This is a genomic window from Enterobacter sp. ECC-219, from assembly GCF_043966805.1.
In the GTDB taxonomy this organism is placed as follows: domain Bacteria; phylum Pseudomonadota; class Gammaproteobacteria; order Enterobacterales; family Enterobacteriaceae; genus Enterobacter; species Enterobacter cloacae_N.
Genome location: NZ_CP143680.1, coordinates 426,909 through 439,418, shown reverse-complemented (window position 1 = coordinate 439,418; position 12,510 = coordinate 426,909). Strand labels below are relative to the sequence as shown.

Here is a 12,510-nt window from a genome sequence, read left to right as displayed (position 1 = left end):
GAGCAAATGATGCAGTTCTCTAAAATGCATGGCCTTGGCAACGATTTTATGGTCGTCGACGCGGTAACGCAGAATGTGTTTTTCTCCCCGGAGCTGATCCGTCGACTGGCGGATCGGCACGTGGGCGTGGGGTTCGATCAGCTGCTGGTGGTTGAGCCGCCCTACGATCCCGACCTCGATTTCCACTACCGTATTTTTAACGCGGACGGTAGCGAGGTTAACCAGTGCGGCAACGGCGCGCGCTGTTTTGCCCGCTTTGTCCGCCTGAAAGGGCTGACCAACAAGCGCGATATTCGGGTCAGCACCGCCAACGGCCGCATGGTGCTCAGCGTCACTGACGACGAACTGGTGCGCGTGAATATGGGCGAGCCTAATTTCGAGCCTTCCGCCGTGCCGTTTCGCGCAAACAAAGCGGAAAAGACCTATATTATGCGTGCGGCCGAGCAGACAGTATTGTGCGGCGTCGTTTCGATGGGTAACCCGCACTGCGTGATTCAGGTGGATGACGTGGAAACTGCGGCGGTCGAAACGCTCGGTCCGGTGCTGGAAAGCCACGAGCGGTTCCCGGAGCGCGCGAACATCGGCTTTATGCAGGTGGTGAAGCGTGAGCACATCCGCCTGCGGGTGTACGAGCGCGGCGCGGGCGAGACTCAGGCCTGCGGAAGCGGTGCCTGTGCGGCCGTCGCCGTCGGGATCTCTCAGGGGTTACTGGCAGAAGAGGTTCGCGTGGAATTACCGGGCGGTCGGCTTGATATCGCCTGGAAAGGACCGGGTCATCCACTGTATATGACGGGCCCGGCGACACATGTTTATGACGGGTTTATCCATCTATGAAACAACCAGGGGAAGAACTGCAGGAAACAGTGACGGAACTGGACGACAGCGCTGTTGTTGATTATCTGCTGAACAATCCTGAGTTTTTTATTCGCAATGCGCGCGTCGTCGAACAGATGCGCGTGCCGCATCCGGTTCGCGGGACCGTGTCGCTGGTCGAATGGCACATGGCGCGCTCGCGCAACCACATCAATCAGCTTGAAGAGAACATGACGCTGCTGATGGAGCAGGCCAGCACCAACGAAAGCCTGTTCTATCGTCTGCTGCATCTTCAGGCGCGTCTGGCGTCGGCGCACAGCCTTGACGAGTTCCTCAGCCGCTTCCACCGCTGGGCCCGGGAGTTGGGGTTGGCAGGCGCAACGATTCGTCTGTTCCCTGACCGCTGGCGCATTGGCGCACCGTCGGGATTCACCCATCTGGCTCTGAGCCGTCAGGCGTTTGAGCCGCTGCGCATTCAGCGCCTGGGCCATGAGCACCACTATCTGGGGCCGCTTAACGGGCCAGAGCTGTTGGTGATGTTACCGGAAGCCAAAGCGATTGGCTCGGTGGCAATGTCGCTGATGGGGCGCGATGGTGACCTGGGGGTAATATTATTTACCAGCCGCGACGCGCACCACTACGAGCAGGGGCAAGCCACGCACCTGCTGCAGGAGATCGCCCTGATGCTGCCCGAGCTGCTGGAGCGCTGGATTGAACGCGTATGACGGACGGACTGCTCGCCACTGACGTCTCGCGCTTTCTGCGCTATCTGGGCGTTGAGCGTCAGCTCAGCCCTGTCACGCTGCTCAACTATCAGCGTCAGCTTGATGCCATCATGCAGATTGCCGACGAAATCGGCCTGAAAAGCTGGCAACAATGTGATGCTGCCACGGTACGCGGGTTCGTCGTGCGTAGCCGAAAAAAAAATCTCAGTCCGGCAAGCCTGGCGCTCCGGCTCTCCGCGCTGCGCAGTTTCTTCGACTGGCTGGTCAGCCAGGGCGGCCTGAAAGCCAACCCGGCGAAAGGGATCGCCACGCCGAAAGCTCCGCGCCATCTGCCGAAAAATATCGACGTCGACGACGTAAACCGCCTGCTGGATATCGATCTTAACGATCCGCTCGCCGTGCGCGACCGCGCGATGCTGGAGGTGATGTACGGCGCAGGCCTGCGTCTGTCTGAACTGGTGAACCTCGACTTAAAGCATCTCGATCTCGACACCGGCGAAGTGTGGGTGATGGGCAAGGGCAGCAAAGAGCGCCGCCTGCCGATTGGCCGCAATGCGGTCTCCTGGATTGAGCACTGGCTGGATCTACGCGGCCTGTTTGGCGCGGAAGAAAATGCGCTGTTTTTATCGAAGCTCGGCAAGCGGATCTCGGCGCGTAACGTGCAGAAGCGCTTTGCGGAGTGGGGCATTAAGCAGGGGCTGAACAGCCACGTTCACCCGCACAAGCTACGCCACTCCTTTGCGACACACATGCTGGAATCGAGCGGCGATCTGCGCGGCGTGCAGGAACTGCTTGGCCACGCGAATCTCTCGACCACTCAAATCTACACCCACTTAGACTTCCAACACCTTGCCTCGGTGTATGACGCGGCGCATCCACGCGCCAAACGGGGGAAATAATGCGTTTTTACCGCCCACTCGGACAGATCTCAGCCCTGACATTTGATCTTGATGACACCCTTTATGACAACCGCGAGGTGATCCTGCGTACCGAGCAGGAGTCGCTGGCGTTTGTACAGAACTACCACCCCGCGCTGAAAGCGATGCAGAACAAGGATTTCCAGAGGCTGCGCCAGTCCCTGCGGGAGACCGAACCGGACATTTACCATGATGTGACCGAATGGCGTCGCCGTGCGGTTGAGCAGGCGATGCTCAACGCTGGCCTGAGCGCGCAGGATGCGGCCATCGGTGCTGAAGCGGCAATGGAAAACTTCGCCAAATGGCGCAGCCGTATCGACGTGCCGCAGGAGACCCACGACACGCTGGCGACGCTTGCCGAAAAGTGGCCGCTGGTGGCCATTACCAACGGTAATGCCCAGCCGGAGTTGTTTGGCCTCAGCGATTACTTTGAGTTCGTGCTGCGCGCGGGTCCGCACGGGCGCGCGAAGCCGTTCAGTGACATGTACCATCTGGCGGCAGATAAACTTAACCTGCCGCTGGGTGAGATCCTGCACGTGGGGGATGACCTGACCACGGACGTGGCCGGCGCCATCCGCTGCGGGATGCAGGCCTGCTGGATCAGGCCAGAAAATGCGGAGCTGATGACCGCAACCGACAGCCGTCTTCTGCCGCACGTGGAAATTTCGCGGTTGGCATCCCTCACGACGCTGATATAATCATCAATTGTTCTGTATAAATTAACAGGGTTTTGGCGAATGGAAACAGTTGCCTGCCCGACATGACGTGACGGTGCCAATGGACGTTTCTTACCTGCTCGACAGCCTTAATGACAAACAGCGTGACGCGGTTGCCGCCTCGCGCACCAACCTGCTGGTTCTGGCTGGGGCAGGCAGTGGTAAGACGCGCGTGCTGGTTCACCGCATCGCCTGGCTGCAGAGCGTGGAGAACTGCTCGCCGTACTCCATCATGGCGGTCACGTTTACCAACAAGGCGGCGGCGGAGATGCGCCACCGCATCGCCCAACTGATGGGCACCAGCCAGGGCGGCATGTGGGTTGGTACCTTCCACGGCCTGGCGCACCGCCTGCTGCGCGCGCACCATATGGACGCCAATCTGCCGCAGGATTTCCAGATCCTCGACAGCGAAGATCAGCTCCGTCTGCTGAAGCGCCTGATCAAGGCGATGAATCTCGACGAGAAGCAGTGGCCGCCGCGTCAGGCGATGTGGTACATCAACGGCCAGAAGGACGAGGGGCTGCGCCCGCACCACATTCAGAGCTTCGGCAACCCGGTCGAGCAGACCTGGCAGAACGTCTACAAGGCATACCAGGAAGCGTGCGATCGCGCCGGCCTGGTGGATTTCGCCGAGCTGCTGCTGCGCGCCCACGAGCTGTGGCTCAACAAGCCGCACATCCTGCAGCACTACCGCGAACGCTTCACCAATATCCTGGTGGACGAATTCCAGGATACCAACAACATCCAGTACGCGTGGATCCGCCTGCTGGCGGGGGATACCGGCAAGGTGATGATCGTGGGCGATGACGACCAGTCGATCTACGGCTGGCGCGGGGCGCAGGTGGAGAACATCCAGCGCTTCCTCAACGATTTCCCCGGCGCGGAAACCATTCGTCTGGAGCAGAACTACCGCTCAACCAGCAACATCCTGAGCGCGGCCAACGCCCTGATTGAGAACAATAACGGGCGTCTGGGGAAAAAGCTGTGGACCGACGGCGTCGACGGCGAACCGATTTCGATTTACTGCGCCTTCAACGAGCTCGACGAAGCCCGCTTCGTGGTGAACCGCATCAAAACCTGGCAGGACAACGGCGGCGCGCTGGAGCAGTGCGCTATTCTCTACCGCAGCAACGCCCAGTCGCGCGTGCTGGAAGAGGCGCTGCTGCAGGTGAGCATGCCTTACCGCATTTACGGCGGCATGCGCTTCTTCGAGCGTCAGGAAATCAAAGATGCGCTCTCATACCTGCGCCTGATCGCTAACCGCAACGACGACGCGGCGTTTGAGCGCGTCGTCAATACGCCGACGCGCGGCATTGGCGACCGTACGCTGGACGTAGTGCGTCAGGCCTCGCGCGATCGCCAGCTGACGCTGTGGCAGGCGTGCCGCGAGCTGCTCCAGGAAAAAGCTCTCGCCGGACGTGCCGCCAGCGCATTGCAGCGCTTCCTGGAATTAATTGATGCTCTGGCGCAGGAAACCGCCGACATGCCGCTGCACGTGCAGACCGACCGGGTGATTAAAGACTCCGGCCTGCGCACCATGTACGAGCAGGAAAAAGGCGAGAAGGGCCAGACCCGTATTGAGAACTTAGAGGAACTGGTCACGGCAACGCGCCAGTTCAGCTATAACGAAGAAGACGAAGATCTGATGCCGCTGCAGGCGTTCCTCTCCCACGCCGCGCTGGAGGCGGGCGAAGGGCAGGCGGACACCTGGCAGGATGCGGTTCAGCTGATGACCCTGCACTCCGCCAAAGGCCTGGAGTTCCCGCAGGTGTTCATCGTCGGGATGGAGGAAGGAATGTTCCCGAGCCAGATGTCGCTGGATGAAGGCGGGCGTCTGGAAGAGGAACGTCGACTGGCCTACGTGGGCGTGACGCGTGCGATGCAAAAGCTAACGCTAACCTACGCGGAAACCCGCCGCCTGTACGGTAAAGAGGTCTATCACCGTCCGTCGCGCTTTATCGGCGAACTGCCGGAGGAGTGCGTGGAGGAGGTGCGTCTGCGCGCCAGCATCAGCCGCCCGGTTAGCCATCCGCGCATGGGGTCGCCGATCTCTGAAACCGACACCGGTTATAAGCTTGGCCAGCGCGTGCGCCATTCGAAGTTTGGCGAAGGCACCATTGTGAATCTGGAAGGCAGCGGCGAGCACAGCCGCCTGCAGGTCGCGTTCCAGGGACAGGGGATTAAATGGCTGGTGGCGGCCTATGCGAAGCTGGAAACAGTCTAACATTCAGAAAAATATCATTATTTTGTAATAATCTGCTAGCCTTATACGTTGAAGGTCAATTAATGCCCTTCAGCGTTCCGTTGCGTGTTGACGCCACAGTTATAGCTGGCGTAACATGCGCGCACGATTACGCTAAGAGGACATTCGCCTTGGACACACCCAGTAGATACTGGCTCAATTCCCTGTCATCCAGGAACAACTCCTAAGGCTATCTCCTCTTGCTGATGGCCTTAGTGGTTGTCAGCGACTGCATTATTCCCGTCGCGCTGAGTCAGGCTGTTTAATGGTCTGAAACCCAATTTGTTTCTGTGTGCCCACCGAACTGTCCGATATTTTTTGCATTGGGAGTCCCGGTCATGTTGAGCGCATTTCAACTCGAAAATAACCGACTGACTCGGCTTGAAGCCGAAGAGTCACAGCCCCTCATTGATGCCGTATGGGTGGATCTGGTCGAGCCGGACGACGATGAGCGCCTTCGCGTACAATCTGAGCTGGGGCAAAGCCTGGCAACCCGCCCGGAACTGGAAGACATCGAAGCCTCCGCGCGTTTCTTTGAAGATGAAGACGGCCTGCACATTCACTCCTTCTTCTTCTTTGAAGATGCAGAAGACCACGCGGGTAACTCCACCGTGGCGTTTACCATTCGCGACGGTCGTCTGTTCACTCTGCGCGAGCGTGAGCTGCCGGCATTTCGTCTCTACCGCATGCGCGCCCGCAGCCAGGCGATGGTGGACGGTAACGCTTACGAGCTGCTGCTCGATCTGTTCGAGACCAAAATTGAACAGCTGGCGGACGAAATTGAAAACATCTACAGCGATCTGGAAAAGCTGAGCCGCGTGATCATGGAAGGCCATCAGGGCGATGAGTACGATGAAGCGTTGTCAACGCTGGCAGAGCTGGAGGATATCGGCTGGAAGGTGCGTTTGTGTCTGATGGATACCCAGCGCGCGCTGAACTTCCTGGTGCGCAAGGCGCGTCTGCCGGGCGGTCAGCTGGAGCAGGCGCGTGAGATCCTGCGCGATATCGAATCCCTGCTGCCGCACAACGAATCCCTGTTCCAGAAGGTGAACTTCCTGATGCAGGCGGCGATGGGCTTTATCAACATCGAGCAGAACCGCATCATTAAGATCTTCTCGGTGGTGTCCGTGGTGTTCCTGCCGCCGACGCTGGTGGCGTCCAGCTATGGGATGAACTTTGAGTTTATGCCTGAGCTGAAGTGGAGCTTTGGCTACCCGGGGGCGATTATCTTCATGATCCTCGCCGGGCTGGCGCCGTATCTCTACTTTAAGCGTCGTAACTGGCTGTAAAATCTGGCGGGTGGCGCTGCGCTTACCCGCCCTACGATCGAATTCCCTCTCCCTGTGGGAGAGGGTGAGGGCAACATCACAGCCCTTTGCGCGCCCTGCGCTGGGTATAAATCGCATCCGCGACAAAAATCGCCAGAGCCACCCAGATAAAGGCGAACGTCACCATCTTATCCGCACCCGGCACTTCGCCGTAAAACACCACCGCCAGCAGGAACATCAGCGTCGGGCCAATGTACTGGAAGAAGCCCAGCGTGGAGAGACGCAAGCGCGTCGCCGCACCGGTAAAGCACAGCAGCGGAATGGTGGTCACCACACCCGCCGCCATCAGCATCAGGTTCAGCGACCACGTGTTGCTGCCCATATGGCTGGTGGGGCTGTCGGCGATACCGAAGAGATAAATCGCCGCCACCGGCAGTAGCCACAGGGTTTCAAACAGCATCCCGGTTTGGGCTTCCACCGCAATCTTCTTACGCACCAGGCCGTAGAAGGCAAAGCTGAACGCCAGACCGAGGGCGATAACTGGCAGCGAGCCAAACGTCCAGAGCTGCACCAGCACGCCGCAGAAGGCCAGAATCACCGCCACCCACTGCATCCGGCGGAAGCGCTCACCGAGGAAAATCATCCCCAGCACGATGTTCACCAGCGGGTTAATAAAATAACCGAGGCTTGCTTCAAGCATGTGGTGGTTATTCACCGCCCAGATAAACAGCAGCCAGTTTCCGCCAATCAGCACCGCAGAGAGCGCCAGCAGGAGGACCTTTTTCGGGGTTTTGAGCAGCGTTTTAACACCGGACCACTGACGGCTGATGCTCATCAGCGCGATCATAAAGAAGAACGACCAGATGACGCGATGAGTGAGGATCTCATCGGCCGGTACATAGGCGATAAATTTGAAGTACGCCGGGGCGATACCCCAAATAAAATAAGCGGCAAGGGCGAGTAAAACGCCCTGCCGCGTCTGTTTAGCATCCATCGGGAAAATCCGTTACAAAAAAGTGAATCAATTTTACCCGATTTTGCCGCCTCAACCCACCATATAAGTAGCGGTTGCGCTGGCGATATACACCTGTTCTTCGTTGTGTAATTCAACACGCGCCACGGCAACTTTATTCCCCGCGCGCAGCAGGCTGCTGGTGCAGGTGAAGCGATTTCCGCGGCCCGGGCGAAGATAGTCGACGCGCAGATCGATAGTGCCCATGCGCGCCAGACGCTGGCGGAGTTCGTCTTCATTGATGGTGTCATGACGGGTCAGCGTACTGCCCACGCAGACCAGGCCTGCCGCCACGTCCAGCGCGGAAGCAATCACCCCGCCGTGCAAAATACTTTGCGCCCAGTTACCCACCATCATCGGCTGATTGTTGAAGCTCAACTGGGCAAACTCTTTCTCGTAACGCTCCAGCTCCAGTCCCAGCGCACGGTTAAACGGCATATGGTAAACAAAAATCTCGCCCACGAGTTTTAACACTTCTTCGGCGGTAAGCATGGCTGACATGAGGCATCACATCCTTATTGTTAATGAAATGTTGATTTTATGCCTCAGCAATAAGGAATTCCACTTTCAGAAACGAGGATGCAGCAGTTATCGCAGAAGTCTGTAGAATGTTCGCCTCATAACTATTCAGGTAATTTTACTCTTTGCAGGAGAACACCACCGATGCGGACGTATCTGGCCTGGTTACTGGCGGCGGTTGCGCTGCCCCTCACAGCATATGCGCAGGAAGCGACGATCAAAGAAGTCCATGATAAGCCTGCCGTTAAGGGCAGCATTATCGCCAATATGCTTCAGGAGCATGACAACCCGTTCACGCTCTACCCGTATGACACGAACTACGTGATTTATACCCAGACCAGCGATCTCAACAAAGAGGCAATAAGCTCTTATAACTGGTCTGATAATGCGCGTAAAGATGAGGTGAAGTTCCAGCTCAGCCTCGCGTTCCCGTTCTGGCGCGGTATTCTGGGGCCGAACTCGGTGCTCGGTGCCTCTTACACGCAGAAATCCTGGTGGCAGCTCTCTAACAGCGGCGAATCTTCACCGTTCCGTGAAACCAACTATGAGCCGCAGCTCTTCCTCGGCTTCGCAACGGATTATGAATTTGCTGGCTGGACGCTGCGTGACGTTGAGGTCGGTTTTAATCACGACTCTAACGGCCGGTCTGACCCTACTTCACGCAGCTGGAACCGTGCCTATACGCGCCTGATGGCGCAGAACGGCAACTGGATGATGGAAGTGAAGCCGTGGTACGTGGTCGGCAGCACGGATGATAACCCGGACATTACCAAATATATGGGCTACTACCAGCTCAAAGTCGGCTACCAGCTAGGCGAAGCCGTGCTGAGCGCGAAAGGCCAGTACAACTGGAACACCGGCTACGGCGGTGCTGAAGTGGGCTTAAGCTATCCGGTGACGAAGCACGTGCGTCTCTATACCCAGGTGTATAGCGGCTATGGCGAGTCGCTGATCGACTACAACTTTAACCAGACTCGCGTTGGCGTAGGCGTAATGCTGAACGATATTCTCTAGGCTGCTCGAATGTTTTTGCGTTAAACGTTGAAGTTTCTCTCTCAGGCGCTGAAAATAGCGCCTGTTTTATTTTTCGCAAATGGGGTTAACGTGGCGCAGGCGGAAGTATTGAATCAGGAGTCGCTGGCTAAACAGGTTTTGCATGAAACCTTTGGCTACCAGCAGTTCCGCCCCGGCCAGGAAACCATCATTGAAACCGTGCTGGAAGGCCGGGACTGTCTGGTAGTAATGCCGACTGGCGGCGGTAAATCTCTCTGCTATCAGGTGCCCGCGCTGGTGCTGAACGGCCTGACGGTCGTGGTATCGCCTCTCATTTCCCTGATGAAAGACCAGGTGGACCAGCTGCTCGCCAACGGCGTGGCGGCGGCCTGTCTGAACTCGACGCAAACCCGCGAGCAGCAGCAAGAGGTCATGGCCGGGTGCCGCACCGGGCAGATTCGCCTGCTGTATATCGCGCCAGAGCGCCTGATGCTGGATAACTTCCTCGATCACCTGGCGCACTGGAACCCGGTCCTGCTGGCGGTCGATGAAGCGCACTGTATCTCCCAGTGGGGACACGATTTCCGCCCGGAATACGCCGCTCTCGGCCAGCTACGTCAGCGCTTCCCCGAGCTGCCGTTTATGGCGCTTACCGCCACGGCAGATGACACCACGCGTCTGGATATCGTTCGCCTGCTGGGGCTGAACGACCCGTATATTCAAGTCAGCAGCTTCGACCGCCCCAACATCCGCTATATGCTGATGGAAAAGTTCAAGCCGCTGGATCAGCTCCTGCGCTACGTGCAGGAGCAGCGCGGCAAGTCCGGCATCATCTACTGCAACAGCCGTGCTAAGGTGGAAGACACCGCCGCGCGTCTGCAAAACCGCGGCTTTAGCGCCGCTGCTTACCATGCCGGGTTAGAGAACCACATCCGCGCCGACGTGCAGGAGAAATTCCAGCGCGATGACCTGCAAATCGTCGTCGCGACGGTGGCGTTTGGGATGGGCATCAACAAGCCGAACGTGCGCTTTGTGGTGCACTTCGACATCCCCCGCAATATCGAATCCTACTATCAGGAAACCGGCCGCGCCGGGCGTGACGGTCTGCCGGCGGAAGCGATGCTGTTTTACGATCCGGCCGATATGGCGTGGCTGCGCCGCTGTCTGGAAGAGAAGCCACAGGGCCAGCTTCAGGATATCGAGCGCCACAAGCTCAACGCGATGGGGGCCTTCGCTGAAGCGCAAACCTGCCGCCGTCTGGTGCTGCTCAACTACTTTGGTGAAGGGCGACAGGAGCCGTGCGGCAACTGCGATATCTGTCTCGATCCGCCGAAGCAGTACGATGGCCTGATGGACGCGCGCAAAGCGCTCTCGACCATTTACCGCGTGAATCAACGCTTCGGGATGGGCTACGTGGTAGAAGTGCTGCGCGGTGCCAATAACCAGCGTATCCGCGACATGGGCCACGACAAGCTGCCGGTTTACGGCATCGGTAAAGACCAGAGCCACGAGCACTGGGTCAGCATTATTCGTCAGCTGATCCACCTCGGCTTTGCCACACAGAACATTGCCCAGCACTCCGCCCTGCAGCTGACCGAAGCGGCGCGTCCGGTACTGCGCGGTGATGTTGAACTCAAGCTCGCCGTGCCGCGCGTGGTCGCCCTCAAGCCTCGCGTGATGCAGAAATCCTATGGCGGCAACTACGACCGCAAGCTGTTCGCCAAACTGCGCAAGCTGCGTAAGGCCATTGCTGATGAAGAGAACATTCCGCCGTACGTGGTGTTCAACGACGCGACGCTGATCGAGATGGCCGAGCAGATGCCGCTTAGCGCCAGCGAAATGCTCAGCGTCAACGGCGTCGGCACGCGCAAGCTGGAGCGCTTTGGTAAAGAGTTTATGGCGCTCATCCGTTCCCACGTTGATGGTGATGATGAGGAGTAGTCAGCCGGGCGAAAAAGTGCCAGGATGATGACTCACTAAATTATTTCCCCGCGAGCTAATTATGTTAATGCTATTTCTCACCGTGGCGTTAGTGCACATCGTTGCGCTGATGAGCCCCGGCCCTGACTTTTTCTTCGTGTCGCAAACGGCCGTCAGCCGCTCCCGCAAAGAAGCGATGATGGGCGTGCTCGGTATCACCATGGGCGTTATGGTCTGGGCGGCGGTCGCGCTGCTCGGTCTGAACCTGATCCTGGCGAAGATGGCCTGGCTGCATAACATCATTATGGTTGGCGGCGGGCTGTATCTGTGCTGGATGGGCTACCAGATGCTGCGCGGGGCGCTGAAGAAAGAAGAGCAAAAACCGCAAGAACCAAAAGTAGAGCTGGCGACGGGCGGACGCAGCTTTGTAAAAGGGCTACTGACCAACCTGGCGAACCCGAAAGCGATTATCTATTTCGGCTCCGTGTTCTCGTTGTTTGTCGGCGATAGCGTTGGCGCGGGCGCACGCTGGGGCATCTTCCTGCTGATCGTCGTTGAAACCTTTGCCTGGTTTACCATTGTGGCCAGCCTGTTCGCCTTACCGGCGATGCGCCGCGGCTACCAGCGTATCGCGAAGTGGATCGACGGCTTCGCCGGCGCGCTGTTCGCCGGCTTCGGCATTCATCTCATCATTTCTCGCTAAGCATGACGCGCTGACGCGAGCAGCGCGCCAACCAGCATAAACAGCGAGCCAAAAACTTTATTCAGGGCCTTCATCTGCTTAGGCCCTTTAATCCACGCCGCAATTCGCTGCGCCAGCGTCGCGTAACCAATCATCACGATGATATCGACAATAATCGTGGTCGCACCCAGCACCACGTACTGCATCACCTGGGGCTGATGCGGCACGATAAACTGCGGAAACAGGGCGGCGAGGAAAACGATGCTCTTCGGGTTGGTCAGGTTGACGAACACCGCGCGCTTAAACAGATGGCCGCGGTTTTGCGTCTGAGCGAGCGTATTCAGGTTGATGGAGCCTGCCGCGCGCCACTGTTGGATACCGAGCCAAATCAGATACGCCGCCCCGGCCCATTTCAGCACTTCAAAGGCCAGCACGGAGCGGGAGAACAGGGTCCCCAGACCAATCCCGACCAGCACAATATGAATGCCCAGCCCGGTCTGCAAACCGGCAATCGACGCCGCCGCACCGCGATAGCCGTGGTTGATGGAGGTGGTCATGGTGTTAATGGCGCCAGAGCCGGGTGAAAGGCTGAGGATTATGGATGTCAGCAGATAGGCGAACCACCACTCGAAGGTCATTTGAAACTCCCGAACCGTCTATTTTTATGCCACAATACGCTATTGTTGAGTCATTTTGTGACCAG

General features: G+C 58.1%; 13 protein-coding genes. 10 read left to right on the top strand and 3 right to left on the bottom strand.

The window, feature by feature from the left end:
• The first annotated feature begins 9 nt into the window (after positions 1-9).
• From dapF to corA, 7 genes are all read left to right on the top strand, one after another.
• Positions 10-834 carry a diaminopimelate epimerase gene (gene dapF, locus V1603_RS02085; RefSeq protein WP_061096761.1) on the top strand — a complete coding sequence of 275 codons (825 nt, stop codon included), beginning with the start codon at positions 10-12 and terminating at the stop codon, positions 832-834.
• Complete coding sequence (locus V1603_RS02080; protein WP_395313444.1) at positions 831-1,538, top strand: DUF484 domain-containing protein; 708 nt, start codon at positions 831-833, stop codon at positions 1,536-1,538. The genes dapF and V1603_RS02080 overlap by 4 nt, the downstream gene beginning before the upstream one ends.
• The gene (xerC, locus tag V1603_RS02075; RefSeq protein WP_233003673.1) at positions 1,535-2,437 is read left to right on the top strand and encodes a tyrosine recombinase XerC; all 903 of its coding nucleotides are present in this window, start codon (positions 1,535-1,537) and stop codon (positions 2,435-2,437) included. Before V1603_RS02080 ends, xerC begins: the two co-directional genes overlap by 4 nt.
• A complete protein-coding gene (gene yigB, locus V1603_RS02070) occupies positions 2,437-3,153 on the top strand; it encodes a 5-amino-6-(5-phospho-D-ribitylamino)uracil phosphatase YigB (protein ID WP_163330937.1) in 717 nt (238 codons plus the stop codon). The genes xerC and yigB overlap by 1 nt, the downstream gene beginning before the upstream one ends.
• A gap of 79 nt (positions 3,154-3,232) precedes the next feature.
• Positions 3,233-5,395, top strand: coding sequence for a DNA helicase II (uvrD, locus tag V1603_RS02065; RefSeq protein ID WP_045631335.1), 2,163 nt, complete (start codon positions 3,233-3,235; stop codon positions 5,393-5,395).
• A gap of 149 nt (positions 5,396-5,544) precedes the next feature.
• Positions 5,545-5,601: a YsgD/CorL family protein gene (ysgD, locus tag V1603_RS02060; protein WP_212743980.1), complete on the top strand. Its 57-nt coding sequence runs from the start codon at positions 5,545-5,547 to the stop codon at positions 5,599-5,601.
• 150 nt (positions 5,602-5,751) lie between these two features.
• A complete protein-coding gene (gene corA / locus V1603_RS02055) occupies positions 5,752-6,702 on the top strand; it encodes a magnesium/cobalt transporter CorA (protein WP_008501540.1) in 951 nt (316 codons plus the stop codon).
• 76 nt (positions 6,703-6,778) lie between these two features.
• Here the strand turns inward: corA and rarD are convergent, their stop codons facing one another.
• Positions 6,779-7,675 carry an EamA family transporter RarD gene (gene rarD, locus V1603_RS02050; protein WP_116343708.1) on the bottom strand — a complete coding sequence of 299 codons (897 nt, stop codon included), beginning with the start codon at positions 7,673-7,675 and terminating at the stop codon, positions 6,779-6,781.
• Positions 7,676-7,726: 51 nt separating this feature from the next.
• Positions 7,727-8,194: an acyl-CoA thioesterase YigI gene (yigI, locus tag V1603_RS02045; protein WP_028014789.1), complete on the bottom strand. Its 468-nt coding sequence runs from the start codon at positions 8,192-8,194 to the stop codon at positions 7,727-7,729.
• Between the two features lie 162 nt (positions 8,195-8,356).
• On the opposite strand from yigI, the gene pldA reads away from it, so the two are divergent.
• The 3 genes from pldA to rhtC all read left to right on the top strand — a co-directional run bounded on the left by pldA (position 8,357) and on the right by rhtC (position 11,828).
• On the top strand, positions 8,357-9,226 hold the full coding sequence (gene pldA / locus V1603_RS02040) for a phospholipase A (RefSeq protein WP_395313443.1): 870 nt from the start codon (positions 8,357-8,359) through the stop codon (positions 9,224-9,226).
• 90 nt (positions 9,227-9,316) lie between these two features.
• Positions 9,317-11,146 (top strand): ATP-dependent DNA helicase RecQ, encoded by a 1,830-nt coding sequence (gene recQ / locus V1603_RS02035; RefSeq protein WP_047653585.1) that lies wholly within the window; start codon positions 9,317-9,319, stop codon positions 11,144-11,146.
• 61 nt (positions 11,147-11,207) lie between these two features.
• Positions 11,208-11,828: a threonine export protein RhtC gene (gene rhtC / locus V1603_RS02030; protein ID WP_116343709.1), complete on the top strand. Its 621-nt coding sequence runs from the start codon at positions 11,208-11,210 to the stop codon at positions 11,826-11,828.
• Here rhtC and rhtB read toward each other — a convergent pair.
• Positions 11,825-12,445 (bottom strand): homoserine/homoserine lactone efflux protein, encoded by a 621-nt coding sequence (gene rhtB, locus V1603_RS02025; protein ID WP_008501533.1) that lies wholly within the window; start codon positions 12,443-12,445, stop codon positions 11,825-11,827. The two genes, rhtC and rhtB, sit on opposite strands and share 4 nt — an antisense overlap.
• Positions 12,446-12,510: the final 65 nt, after the last annotated feature.

Excerpts from the sequence above, each read along its gene's own strand:
- dapF (WP_061096761.1), top strand. The coding sequence starts at position 10 with ATGCAGTTCTCTAAAATGCATGGCCTTGGCAACGATTTTATGGTCGTC.
- V1603_RS02080 (WP_395313444.1), top strand. The coding sequence starts at position 831 with ATGAAACAACCAGGGGAAGAACTGCAGGAAACAGTGACGGAACTGGAC.
- xerC (WP_233003673.1), top strand. The coding sequence starts at position 1,535 with ATGACGGACGGACTGCTCGCCACTGACGTCTCGCGCTTTCTGCGCTAT.
- yigB (WP_163330937.1), top strand. The coding sequence starts at position 2,437 with ATGCGTTTTTACCGCCCACTCGGACAGATCTCAGCCCTGACATTTGAT.
- uvrD (WP_045631335.1), top strand. The coding sequence starts at position 3,233 with ATGGACGTTTCTTACCTGCTCGACAGCCTTAATGACAAACAGCGTGAC.
- corA (WP_008501540.1), top strand. The coding sequence starts at position 5,752 with ATGTTGAGCGCATTTCAACTCGAAAATAACCGACTGACTCGGCTTGAA.
- rarD (WP_116343708.1), bottom strand. The coding sequence starts at position 7,675 with ATGGATGCTAAACAGACGCGGCAGGGCGTTTTACTCGCCCTTGCCGCT.
- yigI (WP_028014789.1), bottom strand. The coding sequence starts at position 8,194 with ATGTCAGCCATGCTTACCGCCGAAGAAGTGTTAAAACTCGTGGGCGAG.
- pldA (WP_395313443.1), top strand. The coding sequence starts at position 8,357 with ATGCGGACGTATCTGGCCTGGTTACTGGCGGCGGTTGCGCTGCCCCTC.
- rhtC (WP_116343709.1), top strand. The coding sequence starts at position 11,208 with ATGTTAATGCTATTTCTCACCGTGGCGTTAGTGCACATCGTTGCGCTG.
- rhtB (WP_008501533.1), bottom strand. The coding sequence starts at position 12,445 with ATGACCTTCGAGTGGTGGTTCGCCTATCTGCTGACATCCATAATCCTC.